This window comes from Erwinia sp. L03-1 (assembly GCF_058686115.1).
The window spans coordinates 2,435,139-2,460,952 of record NZ_CM178762.1 but is presented as its reverse complement, the minus strand read 5'-3'; the positions used below and the strand labels follow the sequence as shown (position 1 = coordinate 2,460,952).

20 protein-coding genes and 1 pseudogene are annotated in these 25,814 nt (G+C 55.2%); 15 read left to right on the top strand and 6 right to left on the bottom strand.

What is annotated here, in order from left to right:
• Window positions 1-93 precede the first annotated feature (93 nt).
• Window positions 94-1,557, top strand: coding sequence for an MDR family MFS transporter (locus AC4PCC_RS11360; RefSeq protein ID WP_492124579.1), 1,464 nt, complete (start codon window positions 94-96; stop codon window positions 1,555-1,557).
• 30 nt (window positions 1,558-1,587) lie between these two features.
• Here the strand turns inward: AC4PCC_RS11360 and AC4PCC_RS11355 are convergent, their stop codons facing one another.
• Window positions 1,588-1,884 carry a DUF1161 domain-containing protein gene (locus AC4PCC_RS11355; RefSeq protein ID WP_067702154.1) on the bottom strand — a complete coding sequence of 99 codons (297 nt, stop codon included), beginning with the start codon at window positions 1,882-1,884 and terminating at the stop codon, window positions 1,588-1,590.
• 83 nt (window positions 1,885-1,967) lie between these two features.
• On the bottom strand, window positions 1,968-2,315 hold the full coding sequence (locus AC4PCC_RS11350; protein ID WP_082804093.1) for a DUF1283 family protein: 348 nt from the start codon (window positions 2,313-2,315) through the stop codon (window positions 1,968-1,970).
• Between the two features lie 141 nt (window positions 2,316-2,456).
• Here AC4PCC_RS11350 and AC4PCC_RS11345 point away from each other — a divergent pair, with 141 nt between their 5' ends.
• Window positions 2,457-2,786 (top strand): YnfA family protein, encoded by a 330-nt coding sequence (locus AC4PCC_RS11345; protein WP_492124578.1) that lies wholly within the window; start codon window positions 2,457-2,459, stop codon window positions 2,784-2,786.
• Between the two features lie 3,765 nt (window positions 2,787-6,551).
• Here AC4PCC_RS11345 and ydfG read toward each other — a convergent pair.
• Entirely contained in the window at window positions 6,552-7,298 is a 747-nt protein-coding gene (gene ydfG / locus AC4PCC_RS11340) for a bifunctional NADP-dependent 3-hydroxy acid dehydrogenase/3-hydroxypropionate dehydrogenase YdfG (RefSeq protein ID WP_492127497.1), read from the bottom strand.
• A 396-nt stretch (window positions 7,299-7,694) separates the two neighbouring features.
• Here ydfG and guaD point away from each other — a divergent pair, with 396 nt between their 5' ends.
• Together guaD and dcp are read left to right on the top strand one after the other, a co-directional pair.
• Window positions 7,695-9,041 carry a guanine deaminase gene (guaD, locus tag AC4PCC_RS11335; protein ID WP_492124577.1) on the top strand — a complete coding sequence of 449 codons (1,347 nt, stop codon included), beginning with the start codon at window positions 7,695-7,697 and terminating at the stop codon, window positions 9,039-9,041.
• A gap of 108 nt (window positions 9,042-9,149) precedes the next feature.
• Complete coding sequence (gene dcp / locus AC4PCC_RS11330; protein WP_492124576.1) at window positions 9,150-11,204, top strand: peptidyl-dipeptidase Dcp; 2,055 nt, start codon at window positions 9,150-9,152, stop codon at window positions 11,202-11,204.
• A 132-nt stretch (window positions 11,205-11,336) separates the two neighbouring features.
• Here dcp and hpxO read toward each other — a convergent pair whose 3' ends face one another.
• The gene (hpxO, locus tag AC4PCC_RS11325) at window positions 11,337-12,494 is read right to left on the bottom strand and encodes an FAD-dependent urate hydroxylase HpxO (RefSeq protein ID WP_492124575.1); all 1,158 of its coding nucleotides are present in this window, start codon (window positions 12,492-12,494) and stop codon (window positions 11,337-11,339) included.
• A 242-nt stretch (window positions 12,495-12,736) separates the two neighbouring features.
• Here hpxO and AC4PCC_RS11320 point away from each other — a divergent pair, with 242 nt between their 5' ends.
• The 3 genes from AC4PCC_RS11320 to AC4PCC_RS11310 all read left to right on the top strand — a co-directional run bounded on the left by AC4PCC_RS11320 (window position 12,737) and on the right by AC4PCC_RS11310 (window position 14,386).
• Complete coding sequence (locus tag AC4PCC_RS11320) at window positions 12,737-13,372, top strand: hypothetical protein (RefSeq protein WP_492124574.1); 636 nt, start codon at window positions 12,737-12,739, stop codon at window positions 13,370-13,372.
• Window positions 13,373-13,468: 96 nt separating this feature from the next.
• Window positions 13,469-13,915, top strand: a complete 447-nt coding sequence (locus AC4PCC_RS11315) for a DUF441 domain-containing protein (RefSeq protein ID WP_345831441.1) — start codon at window positions 13,469-13,471, stop codon at window positions 13,913-13,915.
• Window positions 13,916-13,975: 60 nt separating this feature from the next.
• Window positions 13,976-14,386, top strand: coding sequence for a hypothetical protein (locus AC4PCC_RS11310; protein WP_492124573.1), 411 nt, complete (start codon window positions 13,976-13,978; stop codon window positions 14,384-14,386).
• A gap of 35 nt (window positions 14,387-14,421) precedes the next feature.
• Here the strand turns inward: AC4PCC_RS11310 and AC4PCC_RS11305 are convergent, their stop codons facing one another.
• Window positions 14,422-15,696, bottom strand: coding sequence for a Glu/Leu/Phe/Val family dehydrogenase (locus tag AC4PCC_RS11305; RefSeq protein WP_492124572.1), 1,275 nt, complete (start codon window positions 15,694-15,696; stop codon window positions 14,422-14,424).
• Window positions 15,697-16,162: 466 nt separating this feature from the next.
• Between AC4PCC_RS11305 and eptB the strand changes: the two genes are divergently transcribed.
• The 6 genes and pseudogenes from eptB to AC4PCC_RS11275 all read left to right on the top strand — a co-directional run bounded on the left by eptB (window position 16,163) and on the right by AC4PCC_RS11275 (window position 22,394).
• The gene (gene eptB, locus AC4PCC_RS11300; protein WP_492124571.1) at window positions 16,163-17,833 is read left to right on the top strand and encodes a kdo(2)-lipid A phosphoethanolamine 7''-transferase; all 1,671 of its coding nucleotides are present in this window, start codon (window positions 16,163-16,165) and stop codon (window positions 17,831-17,833) included.
• A 74-nt stretch (window positions 17,834-17,907) separates the two neighbouring features.
• On the top strand, window positions 17,908-19,104 hold the full coding sequence (gene fabV / locus AC4PCC_RS11295) for an enoyl-ACP reductase FabV (RefSeq protein ID WP_492124570.1): 1,197 nt from the start codon (window positions 17,908-17,910) through the stop codon (window positions 19,102-19,104).
• Between the two features lie 384 nt (window positions 19,105-19,488).
• Window positions 19,489-19,933 (top strand): annotated as a pseudogene (tssK, locus tag AC4PCC_RS11290) (type VI secretion system baseplate subunit TssK); the annotation flags it as partial.
• 451 nt (window positions 19,934-20,384) lie between these two features.
• Window positions 20,385-21,014, top strand: coding sequence for a hypothetical protein (locus AC4PCC_RS11285; protein WP_492124569.1), 630 nt, complete (start codon window positions 20,385-20,387; stop codon window positions 21,012-21,014).
• 144 nt (window positions 21,015-21,158) lie between these two features.
• The gene (locus AC4PCC_RS11280; protein WP_492124568.1) at window positions 21,159-21,827 is read left to right on the top strand and encodes a hypothetical protein; all 669 of its coding nucleotides are present in this window, start codon (window positions 21,159-21,161) and stop codon (window positions 21,825-21,827) included.
• Window positions 21,828-22,004: 177 nt separating this feature from the next.
• Complete coding sequence (locus AC4PCC_RS11275; RefSeq protein ID WP_492124567.1) at window positions 22,005-22,394, top strand: hypothetical protein; 390 nt, start codon at window positions 22,005-22,007, stop codon at window positions 22,392-22,394.
• Between the two features lie 124 nt (window positions 22,395-22,518).
• Here AC4PCC_RS11275 and ptrR read toward each other — a convergent pair whose 3' ends face one another.
• Window positions 22,519-23,397 carry a putrescine utilization regulator PtrR gene (gene ptrR / locus AC4PCC_RS11270; protein ID WP_492124566.1) on the bottom strand — a complete coding sequence of 293 codons (879 nt, stop codon included), beginning with the start codon at window positions 23,395-23,397 and terminating at the stop codon, window positions 22,519-22,521.
• A gap of 135 nt (window positions 23,398-23,532) precedes the next feature.
• Here ptrR and AC4PCC_RS11265 point away from each other — a divergent pair, with 135 nt between their 5' ends.
• Entirely contained in the window at window positions 23,533-24,924 is a 1,392-nt protein-coding gene (locus AC4PCC_RS11265; protein WP_492124565.1) for an NAD-dependent succinate-semialdehyde dehydrogenase, read from the top strand.
• 454 nt (window positions 24,925-25,378) lie between these two features.
• Window positions 25,379-25,813 carry a DUF2231 domain-containing protein gene (locus AC4PCC_RS11260; protein WP_067702090.1) on the top strand — a complete coding sequence of 145 codons (435 nt, stop codon included), beginning with the start codon at window positions 25,379-25,381 and terminating at the stop codon, window positions 25,811-25,813.
• The last annotated feature ends 1 nt before the right edge of the window (window position 25,814 follow it).

Below are 25,814 nucleotides of genomic sequence, written 5' to 3'. Positions count from 1 at the left end.
CTAAAGGTTACAGTGTCACATAGCACCTTAAGCACAATTAACACCATGCGCGACCCCATTCAGGCCAGACTATAAGAAAATAAGGAAGGGTCTATGACAGAATTAGCAAAACATCCGGTGACTCATCGCCACTGGATCCTGATCGCCGCGATGCTTGCCATGTTTATGGCAGCCATTGAAGTCACCATTGTGGCAACAGCGATGCCGACCATTGTGGCGGAGCTGGGAGGATTCTCGCAGTTCAGCTGGGTTTTTTCGATTTACCTGCTCACTCAGGCTGTTAGCGTCCCCCTTTATGGCAGGCTGGCCGACCTGTGGGGGCGAAAACGCGTATTTTTTATCGGCACCGGCCTGTTTCTCTGCGGCTCGATACTCTGCGGCTTTGCGCCTCAGATGGGCTGGCTGATACTTTTTCGTGCCGTTCAGGGGCTGGGTGCGGGGGCAATTATGCCGCTAACCGCAACCATCATTGCTGATGTGTATGAGCCTGAGGAGCGTGCATCCATACAGGGCTGGCTCTCCAGCGTTTGGGGCGTAGCCGCGATCGTCGGTCCGCTCACAGGGGCGTGGATCGTTCAGCACTTTAGCTGGGCGCTGATTTTTTGGGTAAACGTACCGATAGGCATCGTTTCAATGCTGATGCTGGCCCGCTGGTTTCCTGAATCGCGCAGCGAAGGCGGTCAAAAGCTTAATCTTGTCGGTAGCGCATGGCTGATGCTCACGGTGACCGCGTTGCTCGCCGGACTGCTACAGGCAGAAAACCTGGGCTACTGGGTTAGCCTGTTCTTTGCCGTTGCCTTGTTCGCCGGTTGGGCGTTGGTGAGCCACGAACGCCGTTCAGCGGAACCGCTTTTTCCACTGGCAGTCTGGCAGAATCGAACCATACTGGCCGGGAATGCAGGAAACCTGATTATCGGCGCGGCGATGATGGGCATCAGCGCCTTCCTGCCTACCTGGATTCAGGGTGTTAACGGAGGCACTGCGCTACAGGCGGGCAGTGCGCTGGCAATGATGTCAATTGGCTGGCCGCTTTCCAGTACCCTGAGTGGATGGCTGATGCTCCGCACTTCCTACCGTTTCACTGCACAGCTGGGTTCGCTACTGCTGATTGTGGGGACCGGCCTCCTGCTGACGCTGGACAGTAGCAGCTCGGTGATCTCTGCTGGCGTGGCGGCTTTTGTGATTGGAACAGGGATGGGAATGTGTAGCACGACCTTTCTGATTGCGGTGCAGAACAGCGCAGAATTCCACATTCGCGGCATCTGCACGGCATCTATTATGTTCAGCCGCATGCTGGGTTCGGCGCTGGGTACTGCGGTGATGGGAGCCGTACTGAACTACAACCTGATGGTCAGACTGCCTGCACACAGCGATCCGGTACAGCAGATAATGTCATACTCACAGCGCAAGGGGATGAGCAAGGGGACGCTGAGTCAGATGATCGCAGAAATTTCAGCTTCACTACACTGGGTTTTTGCCGTATCGGTGCTGATTGCTTTTTTCAGCCTGCTGGTTGCGCGGAAAATCCCGGCACAGAAGCCCCGGAAGGCGCGGTAATAAAAGGGCCGCTCAGGGCGGCCCAATCATTTATGAGGAAGGTGCATCCTGAGACGTGCCGGTGCTGGCAGGTTCAGCGGTATCGCTCTCGGTACCATTACGCTTATAGACTATTTTCTGGCTGTCATTTTCGCAATGGCCCACCACCTGGCCACCGGCCTGGTCAGCCTGATCGTTAGGGACGATCTCCAGGCTGAATCCGGAAGCAGGAACACCGTTACTGATAATCTTCTGGTTAATATCTGCTTTTACCGTTTCACATGATGCCTGGGCTGCCAGTGGGGCAGCAACCACCAGAGCGGTTAATATCCACTTAAAACCTTTCATCTTCTCATCCTTATGTTATGAAACAGTAATGACTATAGCAGCTGTTGCCGATCAGGGCGTAACCGGACAGCAGCTGTTGCCGATCAGGGCGTAACCGGACGTCCGGTACGGCGGTCAAGGCAGCGCAGCGTACTGTTTTCCCAGTAGGCATTTACATTAAGGCTTTCATTACAGGCGTCGCGGGTATCAAAGGCACGGTCAGTTTTATCGAACTCTTTTTCTACGCGCGTATCGACTTTGTTACGCAACCGACGCGTGTTGTCCCACTGCTCCTTATCCTGGCGCGCCTGTTCGTTGCTCAGTGCGTTGTTGCCATCCTGAATGATCAGGCGGTTAGTGTCTGCCTGCGCGGCGTGCTGAACGCTGAACAGACTACCTAATAGCACCAGTGGCAGGGCTAATTTGCCCAGTTGTGTATGCCAGCGTGTCATTTTCATTTTCATCTCAGGTTCCTTTTAGTAAAGCACGTAGCCGGTAGAGGGGCTGCGAGTAGCGCTTTATATAGTATATCATCCGCATACAAACGCTCACCAGCGGGTACGTCTGTCGTTTAGTATTCAGAGAGATTCAGCATGCTGTTTAAGACTACGATTTTGTTTTTCATTACTGCGCTGGCAGAGATAACCGGCTGTTTTCTCCCCTGGCTGTGGCTGCGTAAAGGCGGTTCAGCCTGGCTGCTGCTGCCCGCCGCACTAAGTCTTGCGCTGTTCGTCTGGCTGCTTACGCTGCACCCCGCCGCCAGCGGGCGGGTTTATGCCGCCTACGGCGGCGTTTACGTCGTGACAGCACTGCTGTGGCTCCGTTTTGTCGACGGTGTGAAATTAAGTCCCTATGACTGGCTGGGCGCGACCGTGGCGTTTTGCGGCATGATGATTATCGTCGCGGGATGGGGAAGGGTCTAGTGTTGCGGTGATGCAGTGCAAAGCCCTGCGGGGACCCTTGTCACGCGGACACGCCGCAGGCACGTCCGTGTGGGCTCGGCTCGCGCATCCCTGCGCTCGACGCTCCGCTAAGCCAACGGTCCCCGCCTGGCCTCAGGCTACGTCGTCGCTGTTAAAAAGCTCTTCACATCCTGCCGCGGCTTATATAAATTTTGACAAGTAAAGCCGTCGTGATCGGAGCAGGTTTTAACCTTAGCCACTGCCAGAGAACCCGCAGGCCATTCCGCAGCCAGAAGGCGGTGTTGCGGAGCAGATAAGCCGGGTCTCTGCCGCAGGGATGCGGCAGTGAAGCCCCCAGGGATGGGTTTACGGCGCCCCGGCGTTCTGACCCGCAACATAAGCCCTGTCACCGGGCAGGTTTTGACCTGCTGGCATTTGTGATGTTTGCTGTCGTTGCGGTGATACAGTGCAAAGCCCTGCGGGGACCCTTGTCACGCGGACACGCCGCAGGCACGTCCGTGTGGGCTCGGCTCGCGCATCCCTGCGCTCGACGGTCCGCTAAGCCAATGGTCCCCGCCTGGCCTCAGGCCGCTTTGTCGCTGCTAAAAACTTCTTCAGGTCCTGCCGTGGGTTACAAAACTTTCGACAGATAATATCTTCCCTGTCGGAAGTGGTTTTGACCTTAAGGCCCATATCAAAGGAATGCCACTGAATCAGATTCGTGAGGATACTTACAGCTCACGCCGCAGCCAGAAGGCGGTGTTGCGGAGCAGATAAGCCGGGTCTCTGCCGCAGGGATGCGGCAGCGAAGCCCCCAGGGAAGGATTTACGGCGTCCCGGCGTTCTGACCCGCAACATAGCCCTGTCACCGGGCAGGTTTTGACCTGCTGGCATTTGTGATGTTTGGTGTCGTTGCGGTGATACAGTGCAAAGCCCTGCGGGGACCCTTGTCACGCGGACACGCCGCAGGCACGTCCGTGTGGGTTCGGCTCGCGCATCCCTGCGCTCGACGGTCCGCTAAGCCAACGGTCCCCGCCTGGCCTCAGGCCGTTTTGTCGCTGCTAAAAACCTCTTCATAGCCAGCTCCAGGCTACATAGCTGTCGACAGGTAATTTCTTACCTGGCATAAGTGGTTTCGAGCTTCAGATCAGTGGTAACAAAGGCATGCCACTGAAGCAGCTTCTGAGATTACCCGGTGTGAGGATACTTACAGCTCACGCCGCAGTCAGAAGGCGGTGTTGCGGAGCAGATAAGCCGGGTCTCTGCCGCAGGGATGCGGCAGTGAAGCCCCCAGGGAGGGGTTTACGGCGCCCCGGCGTTCTGACCCGCAACATAGCCCTGTCACCGGAGCAGGTTTTGCCTTACTGCAAACAACATAGCTGTGTCACCGGGCGGGTTTTGATCTGGCTGGCATCTGTAACGTTTGCTGCCCTTGCGGCGATACGGTGCAAAGCTTGCGGGGACCCTTGTCACGCGGACACGCCGCAGGCACGTCCGTGTGGGCTCGGCTCGCGCATCCCTGCGCTCGACGGTCCGCTAAGCCAATGGTCCCCGCCTGGCCTCAGGCCGCTTTGTCGCTGCTAAAAACTTCTTCAGGTCCTGCCGTGGGTTACAAAACTTTCGACAGATAATATCTTCCCTGTCGGAAGTGGTTTTGACCTTAAGGCCCATATCAAAGGAATGCCACTGAATCAGATTCGTGAGGATACTTACAGCTCACGCCGCAGCCAGAAGGCGGTGTTGCGGAGCAGATAAGCCGGGTCTCTGCCGCAGGGATGCGGCAGTGAAGCCCCCAGGGAGGGGTTTACGGCGCCCCGGCGTTCTGACCCGCAACATAGCCCTGTCACCGGAGCCGGTTTTGACCTTGTTGCAAACAACATAGCTTTGTCACCGGGCGGGTTTTGATCTGGCTGGCATCTGTAACGTTTATTATCGTTGCGGTGATAAGGTGCTAAGCCCTGCGGGGACCCTTGTCACGCGGACACGCCGCAGGCACGTCCGTGTGGGCTCGGCTCGCGCATCCCTGCGCTCGACGGTCCGCTAAGCCAACGGTCCCCGCCTGGCCTCAGGCTACGTCGTCGCTGTTAAAAAGCTCTTCACATCCTGCCGCGGGTTACAAAACTTTCGACAGATAATATCTTCCCTGTCGGAAGTGGTTTTGACCTTAAGGCCCATATCAAAGGAATGCCACTGAATCAGATTCGTGAGGATACTTACAGCTCACGCCGCAGGCAGAAGGCGGTGTTGCGGAGCAGATAAGCCGGGTCTCTGCCGCAGGGATGCGGCAGTGAAGCCTCCAGGGAAGGATTTACGGCGTCCCGGCGTTCTGACCCGCAACATAGCCCTGTCGCCGGAGCCGGTTTTGACCTTTTTGCAAACAACATAGCTTTGTCACCGGGCGGGTTTTGATCTGGCTGGCATCTGTAACGTTTATTATCGTTGCGGTGATAAGGTGCTAAGCCCTGCGGGGACCCTTGTCACGCGGACACGCCGCAGGCACGTCCGTGTGGGCTCGGCTCGCGCATCCCTGCGCTCGACGGTCCGCTAAGCCAACGGTCCCCGCCTGGCTTCGGGCTATACAGTCGCTGCAAAAAACCTCTTCACGTCCGGCCCGGCTTATATAAATTTTGATAAGTAAAGCCGTCGTGATCGGAGCAGGTTTTGACCTTCGCCACGGCCAGAGAACCCGAAGGCCATTCCGCAGCCAGAAGGCGGTGTTGCGGAGCAGATAAGCCGGGTCTCTGCCGCAGGGATGCGGCAGTGAAGCCCCCAGGGAGGGGTTTACGGCGCCCCGGCGTTCTGACCCGCAACATAGCCCTGTCACCAGAGCGGGTTTTGACCTTCCTGCTAACAACATAGCTGCTTCACCGGGCGGGTTTTGACCTTAGCCACTGCTAGAGAACCAGCAGCCCACGCCGCAGGCAGAAGGCGGTGTTGCGGAGTAGATAAGCCGGGTCTCTGCCGCAGGGATGCGGCAGTGAAGCCCCCAGGGAGGGGTTTACGGCGCCCCGGCGTTCTGACCCGCAACATAGCCCTGTAACCGGAGCAGGTTTTGACCTTGTTGCAAACAACATAGCTTTGTCACCGGGCGGGTTTTGATCTGGCTGGCATCTGTAACGTTTGCTGCCCTTGCGGCGATACGGTGCAAAGCCCTGCGGGGACCGTTGTCACGCGGACACGCCGCAGGCACGTCCATGTGGGCTCGGCTCGCGCATCCCTGCGCTCGACGGTCCGCTAAGCCAACGGTCCCCGCCTGGCTTCGGGCTATACAGTCGCTGCAAAAAACCTCTTCACGTCCGGCCCGGCTTATATAAATTTTGATAAGTAAAGCCGTCGTGATCGGAGCAGGTTTTGACCTTCGCCACGGCCAGAGAACCCGAAGGCCATTCCGCAGCCAGAAGGCGGTGTTGCGGAGCAGATAAGCCGGGTCTCTGCCGCAGGGATGCGGCAGTGAAGCCCCCAGGGAGGGGTTTACGGCGCCCCGGCGTTCTGACCCGCAACATAGCCCTGTCACCAGAGCGGGTTTTGACCTTCCTGCTAACAACATAGCTGCTTCACCGGGCGGGTTTTGACCTTAGCCACTGCCAGAGAACCAGCAGCCCACGCCGCAGGCAGAAGGCGGTGTTGCGGAGCAGATAAGCCGGGTCTCTGCCGCAGGGATGCGGCAGTGAAGCCCCCAGGGAGGGGTTTACGGCGTCCCGGCGTTCTGACCCGCAACATAGCCCTGACACCGGAGCAGGTTTTGACCTTCCTGCTAACAACACTAACCCCGCGCAGGCCCTCACCTCAGCTCTTATGGACCTTCAGGCCCGCCACGGTCTGGCCAACCGGCATCATCTCCAGCGTATTAATATTCACGTGCTTAGGCAGCGTCGCCACCCAGTAAACCGCCTCGGTGATATCCTCCGCCGTCAACGGCTCTGTACCGTCGTAAACGCTCCCGGCTTTGGCATCGTCGCCCTTAAAACGGACGTTCGAAAACTCGGTGCCGCCCACCAGCCCCGGCTCAATATCCGTCACGCGCAACGCCGTACCGTGCAAATCCGTACGCAGGTTAAGGCTAAACTGCCGCACAAAAGCCTTGGTCGCCCCGTAAACGTTACCGCCCGCATAAGGCCAGCTGCCCGCTATCGAACCAATATTAATAATATGACCCACATCGCGCTCCACCATGGCAGGCAGCACGGCACGGGTCATATAAACCAGTCCCTTATTATTGGTGTCGATCATCGCGTCCCAGTCATCGACATTGGCTTTATGAGCCGGTTCAATACCCAGAGCCAGCCCGGCATTATTGACCAGCACGTCGATATTGCGCCACTCAGCGGGCAGGCTGCTAAGGGCCTCTTCAATTCCGGCGCGGTTACGTACGTCCAGCTGCAACGTGTATAAATTGTCACCCAGCTCATCCTTCAGCGCTTGCAGACGTTCATTGCGGCGTCCGGTCGCTATGACTTTATGACCCTGAGCGATAAAGCGGCGGGTGATACTCTCGCCAAATCCCGCGGTGGCACCGGTAACAAACACAATCATCATACTGTTCCTCATCATATTTTAACTTTTCTTCACCCTATCACGTTGCCCACATCCTGATAAGACGCAATACCTATATGTTAATTCCGGGGCTGCACACTACTGGCGCAGCAGCCCCTGGATATGCCTTTTATTGGTGCGAGACCGGGCAGGGGGCCCGCAGAAAACGCATTCACCCAAAGCACAGAACGACATGGCAATCGTTTGCTAACGCAGGCAAACGATTGCCTGGCCATTTATATTTGCACAGTTAAAAACGGGAATCAATTTAAGCTAACTACCTGAAAATTCGCTATATTAATTTCACCTTACTCTGGTATGACAATTGCAAATTTCACTTCACCCCTCTGTTGCCATAACCGAAAAAGCACAAGGCTCTTTCAAAAAGGAATCGCTATGTTACCGACCTATACCCAGGCCATTAGGGGAAGTTTTTTTGATTTTACCGCTGCGGCGGAAAATCCCGGGCAGCTTGCCGGACTTGCCCGCTATATTGAAGATGGGTTGCTTCTACTTAACGGCGGTAGAATTGTTTCGCTGCAAAGCTGGGAAGAGGGGCAGGCGCAGTTAAGCGATCCGCAGGCCGTTATTGACTATCGCGGTAAGCTTATCGTTCCGGGCTTTGTTGACACCCATATTCACTATCCGCAGACCGAGATGATTGGTGCCTTTGGTGAACAGCTCCTGGAGTGGCTACAGCACTATACCTTTCCGGTCGAAAGCCAGTACCACTGCACGACGCATGCCGCGAACATGTCGGCGTTTTTTTTGCAGCAGCTGCTCAGCAACGGGACCACTACCGCACTGGTGTTCGGCACCGTACATCCCCAGTCCGTGGATGCCCTGTTTGAAGCGGCGCATCGCCTCAATATGCGGCTGATTGCCGGCAAGGTGATGATGGACTGCAACGCCCCTGCCTATCTTATTGAAACGCCAGAGCAGAGCTATCAGCAAACCCGCGAGCTGATTGACCGCTGGCACAATCGCGGCCGTCTCAGCTACGCGTTGACGCCGCGCTTTGCGCCCACCTCATCCCCGGCTCTGCTGGGCAAGGTGCGTCAGCTTAAAGCCGAATTTCCTGATACCTGGCTGCATACCCATCTTAGCGAAAACCCCCAGGAAATTGAGTGGGTAAAAGCGCTCTTTCCCGATCGCAGCGGCTACCTCGACGTCTACGATCACTATCAGCTTACCGGGCGTCGCAGCGTCTTTGCTCACTGCGTGCATTTAGAAGATAGCGAGTGGGACTGCCTGCATGACACCGATTCGGCGGTCGCCTTTTGTCCCACGTCCAATCTGTTCCTCGGCAGCGGCCTGTTCAACCTGAAACGCTGCTGGGACAGGCAGGTGAAGATGGGTGTCGGTACCGATGTCGGCGCGGGCACGACGTTCAATATGCTGAAAACCCTGGCCGAAGGATACAAAGTGGGCCAGCTACAGCGCTATTCCCTGTCAGCCTGTGAGGCGTTCTACCACGCCACGCTCGGCGGCGCGAAGGCGCTGGATCTGGATAGCCATATCGGTAACTTTCTGCCGGGTAAGGAAGCCGATTTTGTGGTGATCGATCCGGCCGTCTCAGAGCTACAAAAAATGCGCCAGGCCAACAGCCGCGATATCGGGGAAAAGATGTTTGTGCTGATGACGCTGGGTGACGATCGTAATATCGCCAGTACCTGGGTTAACGGCCAGTGCGTATGGCAGCAAAATAGCGTGGAGAAGGGCGAAATTGCCGGGGGCCGTTGACATCACCGGGAGAGCGTCTGGAGATATCTCGCATTACGTTAGTGACGGGGTTGGCTTCACGGCCTTCTCGTCCTATGCTGAAAGCTTTAGCGACCCGGAGACACGCCCATGCCCCTCTCGTCAGCCAACCCTTTCAGCCAGCCGAGCACACTGCCGTTTCAGGCACCGCCGTTCGACCTCATCTCGGAGGGCGACTACCGACCCGCCCTGGAAGAGGGGATGCGGGTCAAGCGCGAAGAGATCCAGAAAATTATTGCTAATCCCGATGCCCCCACCTTTGAAAACAGCTACGAAGCGCTGGAAAAAGCCGGGCAGATGCTTAAGCGCGTTGAAAACGTCTTTGGTGCCATGACCTCAGCCAATACCAGTGATGCGTTACAGGCGCTGGACGAAGAGATGTCGCCAAAGCTGACCGCGCTGGAGGATGATATTAAACTCGATAGCCGCCTGTTTGCGCGTCTCGACACGATTTATCAGCAGCGTCATTCGCTCAGCCTGTCGGGGGAATCCCTGCGGCTGGTGGAGGTTATCTGGCAGCGTTTCCAGCTGGCCGGAGCCAGCCTGGATGCGTCGCACAAAGACCAGCTCAAAGCGCTGAATCAACAGGCTGCGTCGCTGAGTACAAAGTTTACCAACCAGTTGCTGATCGCCGCGCGGGACGGAGGACTGGCGGTAAAGGATAAGACCCTGCTGGCAGGCCTGAGCGAGGCCGAACTGAGCGCGGCAGCCGGGGCAGCACAGGCTAAGGGGCTGGAGAATAGCTGGCTGATTATGCTGCAAAACACTACCCAGCAGCCCGCGCTACAAAGTCTGAGCAATCGCGACACGCGGCAGGCGCTCTATGACGCCTCATGGAATCGCGCTGAAAAAGGGGACGCCAGCGATACGCGACAGCTGATTATCCAGCTGGAGCAGGTGCGGGCTCAGCAGGCGGCCCTGATGGGCTTTAGCAGCTTTGCCGCATGGCAGCTACAGGACCAGATGGCGAAAACGCCTGAGGCAGCGCTCGATTTTATGCGGGCGATTGTTCCGGCCGCTACGGACCGGGCGCAGCGTGAAACGGCTGACATTCAGGCGGTGATTACCCGGCAGCAGGGAGATTTTACCGTGGCACCCTGGGACTGGCTCTATTATTCCGCGCAGGTGCGAAAGGAAAAATACGATCTTGATGAGAGCGAAACCAAACCCTATTTCGAGATGTGGAACGTCCTCGATAAGGGCGTTTTCTGGGCGGCCACGCAGCTGTTTGGGATCACCTTCGCACCCCGCAGCGATATTCCGGTTTATCAGCCCGACGTGCGGGTTTTCGAGATTTTCGACAACACGGGAGACGCGCTGGCCCTGTTCTATGTCGACTATTTCAAACGCGATAATAAAGGTGGCGGGGCATGGATGAGCAATTTTGTCGGGCAGTCAACGCTGCTGGATACCCGGCCGGTCATTTATAACGTCTGTAACTTTGCTAAACCGGCCGACGGCGAACCCGCGCTGATTAGCTGGGATGATGTTATCACTATGTTCCATGAGTTTGGCCATACGCTGCACGGGCTGTTTGCCAGCCAGCGCTACCCCAGCCTCTCCGGGACGGAAACACCGCGAGATTTTGTGGAATTCCCCTCGCAGTGCAACGAGCACTGGGCCAGCAATGACCAGGTATTCAATAATTTCGCCCATCACTACCAGACCGGCGAGCCGATGCCGCAGGCGCTGCGTGATAAAATCGTTAAATCGAGTAAATTCAACAAAGGCTACGACATGACGGAGCTGCTGGCCGCCGCGCTGCTGGATCAGCACTGGCACGGCCTTGCGTCGGATACGCCGGTGCAGGACGTGGACAGCTTCGAGAAAAGTGCCCTGCAGCAGGATAAAATTGATCTTGCCGCCGTGCCGCCACGCTACCGCTCCAGCTATTTCCAGCACATCTGGGGAGGCGGCTATGCCGCGGGATATTATGCCTATCTCTGGACGCAGATGCTGGCCGATGACGGTTTTGAATGGTTTAACGAGCAGGGCGGCCTGACGCGGGAAAATGGCCAGGTCTACCGGGATAAGATCCTGTCACGCGGTAACAGTGAAGATCTTAATCAGCTGTATCGCGAGTGGCGGGGAAGGGATCCTGAGATTGAACCGATGCTGATTAATCGCGGGCTCAAGGACAGCTAAGGGTGTAATAAGGCGGGGAGTATTCGCTACCTGAAGCGGTATCCCCGCGCTAAACAACCGTTCAACCGTAGGGTATCTTTCACGCTAAACAGCCTTTCAAACATCAGGGTGGGCCTGCGCGGTGCACAACCACTACGCCAGTGGTCCGCCCTGAATGGTTTCGCACATGCCATTCATAATGCGCTCGCCGGTCTCGGTTTTCAGTTCCTCATACCACTGCTGGGTCACCGCCATCTCTTTACCGTGAGTAACATCGCAGCGCTTACGCGCTTTCAGCACCAAATCTTTTACCCGATCGACGCGCTGCTGCTGATAGTGACGCAGCGCCGCCTCAGCGTCGAGCGGATACGATTGCAGCGCATCTGCCAGTACCACCGCATCCTCCATCGCCGCACAGCCGCCCTGGCCGATATCCGGCGTGGTGCTGTGCGCCGCATCACCCAGTAGCGCAATGCGCCCTTTAACCAGCGGCGAAAAGGGGTCGATATCGTGGATTTCGATGCGGTTAGTGGTCTGCGGATCAATACGTTCGATCAGCGTTTGCACCGGCTGCGCCCAGCCGCTGAAGTAGCGCGTAAGATCGCCACGCAGCGAAGTACGATCTTCCGCTAAACCTGCGGGCAGGGGAACATCAAAAAAGAAATAGAAGCGGTTACCCGCCACCGGCATCAGCGAGACGCGCTTACCCTCGCCGACGAAGGTGGTCCACTGATCGGCAGGCGCGATGGCTTCATCACACTCAACCAGGCCGTTCCAGTTCACATAGCCCGCATAGCGCCGCTCAACCGGTCTCTCCAGCACGCTGTTACGCACTACCGAATGGGTGCCGTCGCAGGCGATCAGCAGGTCACCCCGGGCCTCGCTGCCATCTTCAAACCGGGCGATGACGCCCTGGCTATCCTGTTCGACCTGGGTTACGCGCTTGCCAAACTGTACCTTCTCGCGGCCGTAATGATTTAGCAGCATCATCTGGAGTTCGGCGCGCGCCACTGGATAAGGACGTTCGCCCGACTGAGCCACCAGCGGATCGAGGCTGAATCGGGTCAGAACCTCCCCCCGTCGAAAATCCTGATAGGCCATCGTGCGCATGTTGCCGCCGAGCGCCCGCAGCGGCTCTTTCATTCCCAGGAAATTTAGGCATTTAACGCCATTGGGCCAGATGGAGATCGCCGCGCCGACCGGTTTGATCTCTTTCACCGCTTCAAACACTTCCGTTTCAATACCGTACCGCTTCAGGGCTATCGCGCTACACAGTCCACCGATACCGCCACCAATCACTATTACTTTCATGCGTCTCTCCTTTACCAGTTACCCATTCGTGCAATTTTCATACCAGATGCCCGTCGCGCGGCAGACGGGGAGGGGTGTGACGAATGAATCGGGCCTGCAACATTCGTTTCATCGGGAGGGGGCATAAGCGCGCGGTATTGCACCAAAAGGGGGAAGCGGGGAGTAACGGGGTCGATACAGTAAACTGGCAAAGCCCGAAAGATTTGCCACAGTTAACCTATCCCCCTGATAAGGAAGACGCCATGACCATTATTGCCTGCCTGCACGCAGCCCGGAGTAATATCGAACTCTATGAAGCGGCACTGCACGCGCTGGATTTTGACGAGTTTCAGCTGCTTCACCGGGTAGAAAGTGAGCTGCTGGAAAAGGCCATCGAGGCCCGAGAGATGACCCCTGAGCTAGAGGCAGCCACGTTACAGGCGATAGATGAGCTTTGCCAGCAGGCGGACGTGGTCATTGTCACCTGCACCACGCTGGGCGTCGTTGCCTGGCAGGCAGAACGGTTCACTAAGCCGGTATTGCGGGTCGATGCCACCCTGGCGAAAGCCGCCTCGCATTATCACGGCTCAATTCTGGTGCTGTGCACGGCGCACTCAACCCTGGCTTCGACGACGCATCTGTTTGAGGCATTTATTCCCGGCGATCGTCTGATGGTCGAGCTCGTTCCCCGGGCCTGGGCTTATTACAATGCGGGGGATATCAGCGGCTACCATCAGGAAATTGCTCACTACCTACAGCAGCGCCCGGACTCTGCGCTGGGCTGCATCGTGCTGGCACAAAGCTCCATGGCCGGGGCGGAGAAATATATCAACAGCACCTTATCGGTTCTGACCGGGCCTGCGGTCAGCTTACAGGCAGCGATTGAGACCCTCCTCTGAGAAAAAAGGGCTGAGACCTAAAAAGCTAGAACGGAACGGTAAAGCGTTTTAAGCTGGAGAGACAAGACGTTACGCTTACTGCTCTCAGGGAATATAATGTTCGATATGACGCTGTTTATACTGCTGGTGTTAACCGGCATGAGCTATTTCAGTCATAACATGACGGTTACCATCGCGCTGCTGGTACTGATCGTGGTGCGCATGACGCCGCTAAACGCGCTTTTCCCATGGATTGAAAAGCAGGGCGTCACCGTTGGGATCATCATCCTCACGATTGGCGTCATTGCGCCCATCGCCAGCGGCACCCTGCCTGGCAGCACGCTGCTGGGCTCATTCCTCCACTGGAAATCCCTGCTGGCTATCGCGATTGGCATATTCGTGTCCTGGGTAGGGGGACGCGGCGTCTCCCTGATGAGCAGCCAGCCCACCATTGTAGGGGGATTGCTGATTGGCACGCTCATCGGCGTCTCGCTGTTTCGCGGCGTACCGGTCGGGCCGCTGATTGCCGCCGGTCTGGTCTCACTGTTTATTGGCAAAATGTAGGCTCAGCTTTCACCTGTGCATTCTGCTATCATCGCTGCCTAACATCAGGAGAGTCATACGATGAGCAGTAAGCAGGATAAACGTAGCAAGCGGGCAAAATTGAAGGCTAAACAGGCCAATCAGACCCGTGCCCACGGGCGTCAGATGGACGCCATCGGACGCCAGCGCTATACCGCAACGCCCGAAATGCTGGCGCTGTTTGAGACCCTGCCGCCGCTGGATGAAAGCGGAGACATGCCCTTTATTGCCGACGTCTATCGCTGGTCAGAAGCGGAATATGGTTTTGATGGCAGCAGCGATGAGAATGACAGACTACAGGTCGCCGCGCTCTGCGTGCTCTATATTCACTGGCGCACCAGCGGTGGCACATTGATGATACAGAACGAGATGATCGAAGCCGCCATCCGGCTGACGGATGAAAACGAGGCGTTTAAAACGCAGTATCAGGCGGCCGCGGCTACCGCAGCGTAGGAAGGCAACGGGCGGTGCAGCACCGCCCGAGGGTTTTAGCCGGGGTAGATCCCGCGATCTTTGCGGGCCATCAGAATGCGTTCACAGGCGACAATATAGGCGGCGGTGCGCAGGCTACAGGCTTTCTCTGCGGCTTTGTCCCAGACGTGAATCATCGCTTCGGTCATGATCCTGTCCATCCGCTGATTAATCTCATCCTCGCTCCAGAAAAAGCTCGCCATATCCTGTACCCACTCAAAATAGCTGACCGTCACGCCACCGGCGTTACAGATTACGTCCGGCACCACGGTGATGCCGCGTGAGGTAAGCATATCGTCCGCATCCGGATAGGTTGGGCCGTTCGCACCTTCCAGTACCAGCTTACAGCTGAGTTTTTCCGCCCGCTCGCGGGTAATCTGGCCTTCGAGCGCGGCGGGGATAAGAATATCCATTTTCACGTCCCAGAAGGTTTCGCTGGCGATCTCTTCAGCCCCGGGGAACCCCGCAATGTTCTTGTGCGTGGTCTGCCAGCTGCTGAGGGCATCCAGATCGATTCCACCGGCGTTAAAGAGGGTGGCGGTATGGTCCTGAATCGCCACTACCCGGCCACCGGCTGCCACAAACAGCCGTGCGGCCTCGCTGCCGACGTTACCAAACCCCTGAACGGCGATTCTCGCCCCTTCAATTTCGATGCCAGAACGGCGGGCCACTTCGCGCCCGGTGATAAAGACGCCGCGCCCGGTAGCCTTTTCGCGACCCAGCGAGCCGCCAAGATGGATAGGCTTGCCCGTGACCACGCCGGTGATGGTAGTCCCGTGGTTCATTGAGTAGGTGTCCATCATCCAGGCCATTACCCGGGCGTTGGTTCCCACGTCGGGCGCGGGGATGTCCTTCTGCGGACCGATAATCAGACCGATCTCGCTGGTATAGCGGCGGGTCAGGCGCTCAAGCTCACCTTCTGACAGCGCAAAGGGATCGACGCGGATCCCGCCTTTAGCTCCGCCGTAAGGCAGATTCACCGCAGCACATTTAATGGTCATCCACGCCGACAGCGCCATCACCTCATTCAGATCGACATTGGGATGATAGCGAATGCCGCCTTTACCCGGTCCCCGGGAGAGATTGTGCTGTACGCGAAAGCCTTCGAAATGGCGAATAGAGCCGTCATCCATTTGCAGCGGGATATCAACAATCAGCGCGCGCTTCGGATGTCGCAGCGTATCGATCCAGCGGGACAAATCCCCCAGATAGGGTGCAACGCGGTCAATTTGTTGCAGGTATGTTGACCAGGCCGTTGTGCTGCTGTCAGAAGCGTAAGATAGCTTTTCCATAACAAACCTTAATTTTAATGAGTTAATTGTGCTGCCAAATCCGGGCGTATTTGGTGAATATCACTTATGCGCGACTAAATTTATCATTAAAAGCATGTTTTGAAATCTTTAAGTTTATGTAAAATTTAAGTGTTTTTGGCGACGAATAGGCATAGCGCGAATAAATAACATCCCAGGAACATCTGATGTCAGGTGAAAGCGAAAGGCAAGTCATATTTATGCATTTAAACTGCATAGTCCGGGATAAACACTATTTCTCAAAACTTTGAATAGGATCAACATTCCTGGTCCGCTCGCGGCGGGAACATGATTTGTAACACTATAACAATACATTTCATCAACCTGAGTTAAACTCACGTTAGTTTACTTTGTCTGACCTTCCGCACGCCCTAAATGGCAGTTTTCAGAGCCTCTCTCGCTTTCTCTGTACTGGCATGACTTTTTACTAACAATCACGATGAATCAGATGAAAAAACTGCTTTTTTTGACCCAGCATCGGGTCTGCTGCTTTGTTGCTTTATATGTTGGCATCCTGCTTAACCTGCCCATATTTTTCCGTCGCTTCCATCAGCTCACTCAGGACGCCGCGCTTTCTACCGCCACAGAGATGCTGGCTGCCTTTGCGCTGGTCCTGTTTGTCACGCTGCTCGCCTCGCTGGCTGGACGCCTGCTGTTCAGGATCCTGCTGACGCTGCTGGTGGTGTTTTCCGTTGCCGCCAGCTACTACATGATTTTTTTCAACGTCGATATCGGCTACGGCATTATTGCCTCGGTAATGGCGACCGACAGCCTCGACCTTTCAAAAGAGTCGGTCGGCTGGCACTTTTACCTGTGGGTGGTACTGGTCAGCCTGCTGCCGATCCTGATGCTCTGGCTGTCGCCACTGCCGGAAGCGGCGCTGCGCCGCCATAACCATAAGGCGTTTATGGGCCGTGGCGGCGTGATGATCGCCGCTGCCCTCTGCTGCTGGCTGCCGTTAAAGGTGATGGGCGATCGTCAGGATTCCCTCGATCGCCAGAATAACAGCATGATGGCCAGCTACGGCGGCGTGGTGGCGGGGAGCTACTCGCCGTCAAACTGGCTGTCGGGCGTAGGGCTGCTGGCGTATAGCAGCTGGAGCCAGGCAGAGGACAACCGCAATCTGTTCGATCCCGCTCAGCACTTTACCTATACGCCGCCAAAGGACGTTAACGACCTGTATGTGGTATTTATTATCGGTGAAAGCGCCCGTCGCGACCATATGGGCCTGTACGGCTACAGCCGGGATAACACGCCAAATCTCGATAAAGAGAAAAACCTCGCGGCGCTGGAAGGCTACTCCTGCGATACCTCAACCAAGCTTTCACTGCGCTGTATGTTTGTGCGTGAGGGAGGCGCGTCCGACGCGCCAGAGCGTACTCTAAAAGAGATGAACGTCTTCTCGGTGCTGAAAAAGCAGGGGTTCTCATCGGAGCTGTTCTCCATGCAGAGCGAAGCCTGGTTTTACAATAAGGCCCAGGCGGATGACTATGCCCTGCGGGAAACTATCCAGTCTGAAAAGCGCAATGTGGGCAAGCCGATAGATGATATGGCGCTGGTTAGCGAACTGCGGGATTCGCTGGAGCGTCATCCTAAGGGTAAGCACCTGGTTGTTCTGCATACCAAAGGCTCACATTTCCTCTATACCGAACGCTATCCGCGATCTTTTGCGCGCTACAAGCCGGAGTGTCAGGGGATTGATGACCAGTGTTCGACCGAGGAGATGGTGAATTCGTACGACAACAGCCTGCTCTATACCGATCACGTACTGGAACAGGTCTTCAATCAGCTGCGTAACCGCAACGCCATCGTCTTTTACGCGTCCGATCACGGTGAATCGATTTCACAGAATATGCATTTTCACGGTACGCCGCGCGACAGGGCACCGATGGAACAGCGTACCGTGCCGATCATGGTCTGGGCTTCCGATAAATTCCTGCAGCAGCCCGACAACAGCGCGGCCTTTGCGCAGCTAAAAACGCTGGCGCGCGACAAAACGCCGGTGTTTCATGAAAAGCTGTTTGACAGCGTTTTAGGCTGTATTGGCTACACTTCACCAGACGGCGGCATCAACCCGCAGCGTAACTGGTGTCAGGTAAATAAAGCGATAACCCACTGACACCTTTGCCTGAACCGGCACAAGCGGGTATCCTGTTGCCCGCATTTACTGAGACAGTTTCAACTGAGGTCGACATGATTATTAAACCACGCATCCGTGGCTTCATCTGTGTTACTGCCCATCCGGCGGGTTGCAAAGCTAACGTTAAAAACCAAATCGATTACGTGACCCGTCAGGGCACCGTTGCCAACGGGCCAAAAAAGGTCCTGGTAATTGGTGCATCCACCGGCTACGGCCTGGCCGCGCGTATTTCCGCCGCCTTTGGCAGCGATGCCGCCACCCTGGGCGTCTTTTTTGAGCGTCCCGGTGAAGAGAACAAACCGGCTACCGCCGGCTGGTATAACTCCGCCGCTTTCGAAGAGTTTGCCGAAGCAAAAGGCCTGTATGCCAAAAGCATCAACGGCGACGCTTACTCCGATGAAGTGAAGCAGAAAACCATCGAGCTGATTAAACAGGACCTGGGTCAGGTTGACCTGGTGGTGTACAGCCTGGCGTCTCCTCGTCGTACGCACCCGAAAACCGGTGAAGTCTTTAACTCCACGCTGAAACCTATTGGCAAAGAAGTCACGGTCCGTGGTCTGAACACCGACAAAGAAACCGTCAATGAAACCACGCTGCTGCCTGCTTCGCAGGAAGAGATCGACGGCACCGTGGCGGTAATGGGCGGCGAAGACTGGCAGATGTGGATCGATGCGCTGGACGCGGCTGGCGTGCTGGCCGAAGGCGCGAAAACGACCGCCTTTACCTATCTGGGCGCGAAGAGCACCCAGGATATCTACTGGAACGGGTCGATCGGTGAAGCGAAAAAGGATCTCGATAAGCGCGTGCTGAGCATCCGTGACCAGCTGGCGGCGAAGGGCGGCGACGCACGCGTATCCGTACTCAAAGCCGTGGTGACTCAGGCCAGCTCCGCTATTCCGGTTATGCCACTCTATCTGGCACTGCTGTTCAGGGTGATGAAAGAGAAGGGTACTCACGAAGGCTGCATCGAGCAGGTCTATGGCCTGTTTAAAGATAGCCTGTTTAACGCGTCACCAATCGTTGATGACGAAGGCCGCCTGCGCGCCGACTACAAAGAGCTGGCACCGGAAGTGCAGGACGCCGTTGATAAGCTGTGGCCAACGGTGACTGATGAAAACCTGAATGACATCACCGATTTCGTCAGCTACAAGCGCGAGTTTATGCACCTGTTTGGCTTTGGCCTTGACGGCGTGGACTACGACGCTGACGTGAACCCCGACGTGAAGATTAAAAACCTGGTACAGATGTAACCGTCTGACCGCGCAAAATGGCCCCCTGACCGCGTTGGGAGGCCGGCTGTATAGCGCGGTATTACCCTGCCCGGTGGACGCGTCCTGCGTCGGCCGGGAACCTCCCCTCGCAGAGAAGCATCACATCTTTCTTTAAAGGATGCTCTTTAACACGGTGTCAGTTCAAACCAGCGCATTGGACAGCCAGTCAAACCTGTCACCCGGCCTTGCAGTGGAAAACGGATTTTAACTGCGGTTCAGCACATCTGCCGTTTCTCCCTGTAAGTGGAGTGAGTCCTGACGTCGCTCGCCCGATATTCAATAGCAAGGATTCGCTGTGCGCTTTTCAGATCACAAGCAAATCGGCAGACCGCCCCGCGCTCATCCACGGGATGGGGCACTGCCATAAAAATATTTCGCCCACTATGGGAAGACGGGGCCTTTCTGGTGCCGCAGCAGTTTCAGCAGCAGGCTATCTGGGACGCGCACGTAGCCGATGCCGTGGCACGAATGGGGCTGGCGCATCCCTGGGGGGGTACTGGCCGCCGGGTTTGATGACGGGGCTCTGGTGCTTTCCCGCCTGAATGCCACCCAGCTGTTGGTTCGCTTTCCCGATGGCACCCTGATAGAAACCGACTTAGCCGATAATCTGCCCCCGGTCTGCGACCTCTCTGCTGCTACCGGGCTGACTTCGGTGGGCGTACTGCTGGCGCTGCCGATGCTCTCCCTCTCAGCCTCACCGGCACTGCTCTCCAGCCTGCAAAATCTGCTTTTACGTTTACAGGCTCGTCGTCTGCGACTGATGGCCATGCGCCGTGAGAGCAATGCGCGGCTGGCCGACTTCGTTATAATAATGACGACGAAGTCCCAGGCGTAAGGCGAGAGTAGCAGAGGCTCACTTGCATTCGTAAAAGTCATGTGTTGAAGTCAGAAGCAAATAAAAAATAAAACAATAAATTTTATTTTTTATAAAAAACAATTAATTATCTTTTTTGGTTCATTAAAATACTTAAGTATGACTAATGTAATCCCTGTCAGAGATCGGCTCGTACGAGACCTGGTGACCTGTTGATAACGATGAGAAAAATGCATATTTTTTTAAAATTTTGGGCTTAGAATACTAATGAAAATCCATCATTATAAACCTAAAATAACTCAGGGTATTTATCATGTCTCCCTGGAGGTGTTTGCATAATAATAAAAAGGGATGATAATTATTATGTTCCTTTTGGAACGTGCTTATAAGTCACTTCTCTGTCAGGACAAAGGTGTGTTCAAATTAACTCTGTGAGGAGATATTTATGTCTTCCTATTCTCTATCTGTTATAAACTCAAGTGGCGCAGATGCTAATGTTGCCATCTATCAAACTTATCCCAATCTCATAGCGGGACTTCCTTTGGTATGGCTATTACAAACGATTAATAACTCCAATAAAAATACTTACAACTGGACGATTGATTGGGCCTTAAACTGGGGCACAACAGAACAACCCTTAGCACCGGGTGTACTATGGAGTTCGGGTGGTCCGATTCAGAAGATGAATCCGACAGCGTCAGGTGGCAATAACAGAATGGGCGTAACCTATGTAAACAGTCAGTTCAAAACAAATCCCCTGGCATACAATGACTCTAAAGTCTCGAGTGGAAGCATGCTGGTATCAACGGATTCTACATTTACGATTACACAATCATCAGCAATGAGCCTGGCTGTATACATGAATTCTCTGCCTGCATTTGCTATGCAGGGTAAACCAAATGGAAATTATCTGTTTAATACTCATCCTACCTATTGGATATGTACCACAGACTCTAAACAAGGTGTCGCCGTATCAGGGGATTTTGTTAGTAGCCCAACTGAGTTCGCTTTTGCCGATGGGATAACATCGTTAGAATTTGAACTCAATGAGACGCTAAATTTTGTAGCGATCTAATATTACGGAACGAGAAAACCGTAATTCGATTTATTCGCTGATGTTCTAAAAACCGATCTGAATTCAACAGATCGGTTTTTCCGGGGAAAAATTACGTTTTTTCTAAGAAGTGATGTCATGTATTTTTTAGGAGGGATGTAAATTATGACTTACTCCGTGCATGTGACCAACAATAGCGGTGCATCCCAGTTTATTGCTATAGTCCTGGCAGATGCTTCAGGCGGCAGTGACTTCTCTCTTGTTTGGTTTGTCAAAGGGAGTAACAATGGGTCGCATGTCGTATTTAGCTGGGATCCTACTCTCTTTAGTTTGGGTTGGGGGATCACACCTAAGCCTTTGGATGTTGGAGTGCTGTTTAGTTCCCTTTCTCCCGCGATTAGTGTTTTTCCTGATATCGCTGGTGGAGTAAATGTCCTTCCTGTTCTACATAATAAATATGGGTTTTACACTGGTACTCCCTATGTGAAAAAAAGCCTTTTTAATAAATTAGAGGTGATAACTGACAGAAGTTTTACTGTGTCCGACGCGAGAGATATGAGTGTAGTCCTCTATATAGATAAAAGACCGGCACTGGCTGTACAGGGGGCACCTAATACAATCTATAATTACGATATCTCACAGCTGAGATATTATCTGACGGTAACGGATTATGCGGAAAGCGTTGCTATACCCCAGTTTACTCGTCAGGACGGTGGTGGTCGGGAATATACCTCAGTACGTAGTATAAGTATACCGTTTGAGATATCATTTTGCCCAGAGAAGATGGATTTAAAATATATTCTGAATGAAAATCTAAACTTTATAAGAGACTAATTCCAATGCCATCCTCCTTACTGGAAACTGCTATTAAGGAAGTATATCAATGAATTGGATAAAATGTAATTCAGATGATGATTGATTTAAGGACTTGAGAAAGAAGCTTTGTAATGTTGCAAAACACCCCTGCAAAACGTGCAGATCTCTGTCAATGTCATTGAGGATGCTATTATCATGAAGACCAAACGTATATCGTGTTACTTTATGGCTTGTGTTTTAATGACTGCGTTTAGTGCAGTATCCACGCCCACTTTCGCGGTTGACTTGCCATTCAGTGCAAATTGCACTAATTACAGCGCTATTACCGTTGCAGCACCCAATACTGGAATTACATTGCGTAAAAATCCTAATAGCGCAGATACGCGAGCGGCAACTGCAACCATCTTTGCCATTCATGCTGTAAGGAATATTACTATCCCGGCGAATGTTTCCTCCTGCTTCTTTGCTGTGCAGGCGCCAGGTAATGACAGCTATTGCTTCCAGGCTTCAAACAATAAGGCCGTATTTACCAATATTAATGCCGTCGCTAATAATAATATGGCTGGCGCGCCAAACTGCCAGTAATCTCAGGTGCACGTGACCACGGCCGCCCACGTTGGCCGTGGTCGATAAAATACTGCGCTAAGCCAGATGCCGTCAGATGTCAGACCGAATGAGATTCGGTAATGACGTCTCAGGGCCTAAACAGTCACTGCCTGGCTCTCTCATTACCCGTTGCCTCAAGCATCGCGACCATCGCCCGCAGGTTGCCGGATGCGTAGCCTTTACGCCATACCAGCCAGATATCCAGTAGCCCGGCATCCTCAGCCAGCGGCCAGGCTGCCACGCTCTCCCGGCCGGGCATGCTCTCCAGCATGCTGCGCGGCACCATTGCCAGACCTGCGCCCGCGCTGACGCAGGCGAGAATACCGTGGTAGGACTCCATTTCGAAAATCTTGCCCGGCGCGGCATGTTCCGCGGCAAACCAGTTTTCAAAGCGGCGTCGGTATGAACAGTTGGCGCGAAAGGCGTAAATGGTCGAGCCGGAAACCGAGGCGGCATTGGGCACCGGCGGATGATTAAGCGAGGAGATCAGCACCATCTCCTCGGCAAAAGCCGCCACGCCATCCAGTTGAGGATGCTTCGGCGGCCCGTCGATAAACACCGCGCTGAAGCGCCCTGAAAACAGACCGTCGGTCATATCGCCAGAGGGGCCGGTGGAGAGATCCAGCTCCACGTCCGGCCACTGCTGATGGTAGCGCGCAATCAGCTGCGGCAGCCTGACGGCCGCGGTGCTCTCAATGGCGCCGAGGGTAAATATTCCGGCGGGCTGCTGGTGGGTGACCCGCTGCCTGGCCTCCTCGGTCAGCGCCAGAATGCGGATGGCGTAATCCAGCAGGGTTCTCCCCGCATCGGTAATATGCAGCCGCAGCTTTTCCCGGCTGAACAGCGGCGTACCCAGATCCTCCTCCAGCTGTCGCAGGCGGGTCGAAATATTGGAGGGCACGCGGTGCAGCCTTTCGGCGGCCGCGGTGACGCTACCTTCTTCCGCCACGGCGCGGAACACTTCCAGCTGGGTCAGATCCATTATTCATTCTCATATTGAGCAGGATATTTTCATTATTATTCATTTTTCAGGAACCATGCACAAGGCTAGAATGTCAGGAATCGCATCTCAACTGACTACCGCCAGGGCCTGATTGCCCGGCTAACGGGAGATTTAATGAATACAGCAACCAATACGCCAGCCAGTGCCGTCACGCGCAATCCCTTTACCGGGGAAGTGACGCAGCAGATGCCTTTCGCAACGGCCGCAGAGGTGGAAACCGCGCTGGAAAAAACCGCAGGTGCATTCAAGGGGTGGCGCGTCAGCGACCTGGAAAAGCGCACCCGACTGCTGCTAAACATTGCGGGCGGTCTGCGCCAGCAGGCCCGCGCACTGGCAGAAAGCATGGCGGACGAAATGGGCAAGCCGGTTTCTCAGGGGCTGGCCGAAGTGGAAAAGAGCGCCAGCCTGTGTGAATGGTATGCCGGGAACGGTCCGGCCTTCCTGGCGGATGAGCCGGTGCAGGCAGGGGAGAATAGAGCCTTTGTTCAGTATCTTCCCCTCGGCCCTGTTCTGGCAGTGATGCCCTGGAACTTCCCGGTCTGGCAGGTGCTGCGCGGCGCGATACCGATTATCCTGGCAGGCAACAGCTATCTGCTCAAGCCCGCGCCTAACGTGATGGGTAGCTCTCTGCTGCTGCAATCCGTTCTGCTTAAGGCCGGCGTACCCGATGGGCTGTTTCACGTGGTGAATGCAGACAACGATAGCGTGGCGAAAATCATCAACGATCCGCGAATCGCTGCCGTGACGCTGACCGGTAGCGTGCGCGCCGGGGCGGCGGTGGCCGGGCTGGCCGGTGCGGCGATCAAAAAGAGCGTGCTGGAGCTGGGTGGGGCAGACGCCTTTATCGTGCTGGCCGACGCGGATATCGACGCGGCGGTGAAGGGGGCGGTTATTGGACGCTTTAGCAACAGCGGGCAGATCTGTATCGCTGCCAAGCGTATTATCGTCGAAGAGAGCGTGTTTGCTGAATTCCGCGATAAGTTTGTTGAGGCCGTCAGGGCGATCAAGGTGGGCGATCCGCGCGACGAATCAACCTTTGTCGGCCCGATGGCGCGCTACGATCTGCGTGATGAGCTGCATGCACAGGTTGAAGCGACTCTCGCAGAAGGGGCAGAGTGCCTGCTGGGCGGCCATGCGCTGCCGGGCGAGGCTAACTTCTATGCGCCTACCGTGCTCAGCAACGTCAGGCCCGGCATGACCAGCTTTACCCAGGAACTGTTTGGCCCGGTGGCCTCGCTGATTGTGGCGAAGGACGCTGACCATGCCATTGAGCTGGCGAATGATTCCGCCTTTGGCCTCGGGGGCAGCCTGTGGAGTCGCGATACTGAGCGTGCTACCCGGCTGGCCGCACAGATTGAAACCGGCGGCGTGTTTATCAACTCACCGAGCTTTTCCGATCCGCGCGTCCCAATTGGCGGCGTTAAACAGAGCGGTTTTGGTCGTGAGCTGTCGCATTTTGGCGTACGCGAGTTCACCAACGTACAGACCGTGTGGCAGGCTTCCTGAGTGACATACAGCCCTGTAAGGGCTTCTGCACCAGTAACGTCGTACGGCGCGACCCATCTCAGGAGAAGTTAAGCCGGGCGTGGGCTGCGTGACAAACGAGGGGCTGTGTAGCGGCTGATTCGCTGCGCAGTCCCTGCTGGCGTCAGTGCAGGGGCTTATCCTGCCAGTGACTTTCTGAGTTCCTGACTTCCTGAATTCCTGATGCCTCAGTCTGACGCCTCAGATTCCCAACCCTCCAGCTTTTGCTGCCATTTAACACTCACCTGTGCTGCCTGATTAATCCGATCCCTGTTCCATCCCACCGCAATGCATCGTCCGTTCCCAGGCGACAATGTAAATATGCAATTAATTATCTTCACATTTAACAACATAAAATCACTAAGTTTACTAATATTTTACATGACTGCGTACCGACGGCTACCCGTCGCCCTTTACTGCATTAAGGAGTCATGCAATGACATCTCAAGTGATCCCCCGGCGCTCCAGCCTTGCCGTGGCCGTTTACGCCCTGTTAAACCCCTTACCGGTGGGCTTTTTCGTCGCGGCATGGATCTTCGATATTATCTATCTGTTCAGCACCGAAGTGACCTGGACGCGCGCGGCCAGCTGGCTGATTGTTATCGGCCTGATTATTGCCATTATCCCGCGCATAATTAACCTGATACAGGTCTGGACTGGCGTCTCTTATCCGCAGGGATCGCCGATAAAAATCCACTTCTGGGCATGGCTGGTGGCGATTGTGCTAGCCATATTCAACGCATTTATCCACACCCGGGATGCCTGGGGCGTGGTGCCCACCGGGGTCATTCTGTCGACCCTGGTGGTCATTTTAATGCTGTTCGCCAACGTGCAGCTTGCACTGCGCGATCGCGCGGTCAGGGAGCTATGAT

What these genes read in the sequence shown, in the direction of transcription:
- AC4PCC_RS11360 (WP_492124579.1), top strand. Translation starts at nt 94, where the DNA reads ATGACAGAATTAGCAAAACATCCGGTGACTCATCGCCACTGGATCCTG.
- AC4PCC_RS11280 (WP_492124568.1), top strand. Translation starts at nt 21,159, where the DNA reads ATGACTTACTCCGTGCATGTGACCAACAATAGCGGTGCATCCCAGTTT.
- ydfG (WP_492127497.1), bottom strand. Translation starts at nt 7,298, where the DNA reads ATGATTGTGTTTGTTACCGGTGCCACCGCGGGATTTGGCGAGAGTATC.
- AC4PCC_RS11265 (WP_492124565.1), top strand. Translation starts at nt 23,533, where the DNA reads ATGAATACAGCAACCAATACGCCAGCCAGTGCCGTCACGCGCAATCCC.
- eptB (WP_492124571.1), top strand. Translation starts at nt 16,163, where the DNA reads ATGAAAAAACTGCTTTTTTTGACCCAGCATCGGGTCTGCTGCTTTGTT.
- AC4PCC_RS11260 (WP_067702090.1), top strand. Translation starts at nt 25,379, where the DNA reads ATGACATCTCAAGTGATCCCCCGGCGCTCCAGCCTTGCCGTGGCCGTT.
- ptrR (WP_492124566.1), bottom strand. Translation starts at nt 23,397, where the DNA reads ATGGATCTGACCCAGCTGGAAGTGTTCCGCGCCGTGGCGGAAGAAGGT.
- AC4PCC_RS11345 (WP_492124578.1), top strand. Translation starts at nt 2,457, where the DNA reads ATGCTGTTTAAGACTACGATTTTGTTTTTCATTACTGCGCTGGCAGAG.
- dcp (WP_492124576.1), top strand. Translation starts at nt 9,150, where the DNA reads ATGCCCCTCTCGTCAGCCAACCCTTTCAGCCAGCCGAGCACACTGCCG.
- AC4PCC_RS11320 (WP_492124574.1), top strand. Translation starts at nt 12,737, where the DNA reads ATGACCATTATTGCCTGCCTGCACGCAGCCCGGAGTAATATCGAACTC.
- guaD (WP_492124577.1), top strand. Translation starts at nt 7,695, where the DNA reads ATGTTACCGACCTATACCCAGGCCATTAGGGGAAGTTTTTTTGATTTT.
- AC4PCC_RS11315 (WP_345831441.1), top strand. Translation starts at nt 13,469, where the DNA reads ATGTTCGATATGACGCTGTTTATACTGCTGGTGTTAACCGGCATGAGC.
- AC4PCC_RS11355 (WP_067702154.1), bottom strand. Translation starts at nt 1,884, where the DNA reads ATGAAAGGTTTTAAGTGGATATTAACCGCTCTGGTGGTTGCTGCCCCA.
- AC4PCC_RS11350 (WP_082804093.1), bottom strand. Translation starts at nt 2,315, where the DNA reads ATGACACGCTGGCATACACAACTGGGCAAATTAGCCCTGCCACTGGTG.
- AC4PCC_RS11310 (WP_492124573.1), top strand. Translation starts at nt 13,976, where the DNA reads ATGAGCAGTAAGCAGGATAAACGTAGCAAGCGGGCAAAATTGAAGGCT.
- hpxO (WP_492124575.1), bottom strand. Translation starts at nt 12,494, where the DNA reads ATGAAAGTAATAGTGATTGGTGGCGGTATCGGTGGACTGTGTAGCGCG.
- AC4PCC_RS11285 (WP_492124569.1), top strand. Translation starts at nt 20,385, where the DNA reads ATGTCTTCCTATTCTCTATCTGTTATAAACTCAAGTGGCGCAGATGCT.
- fabV (WP_492124570.1), top strand. Translation starts at nt 17,908, where the DNA reads ATGATTATTAAACCACGCATCCGTGGCTTCATCTGTGTTACTGCCCAT.
- AC4PCC_RS11305 (WP_492124572.1), bottom strand. Translation starts at nt 15,696, where the DNA reads ATGGAAAAGCTATCTTACGCTTCTGACAGCAGCACAACGGCCTGGTCA.
- AC4PCC_RS11275 (WP_492124567.1), top strand. Translation starts at nt 22,005, where the DNA reads ATGAAGACCAAACGTATATCGTGTTACTTTATGGCTTGTGTTTTAATG.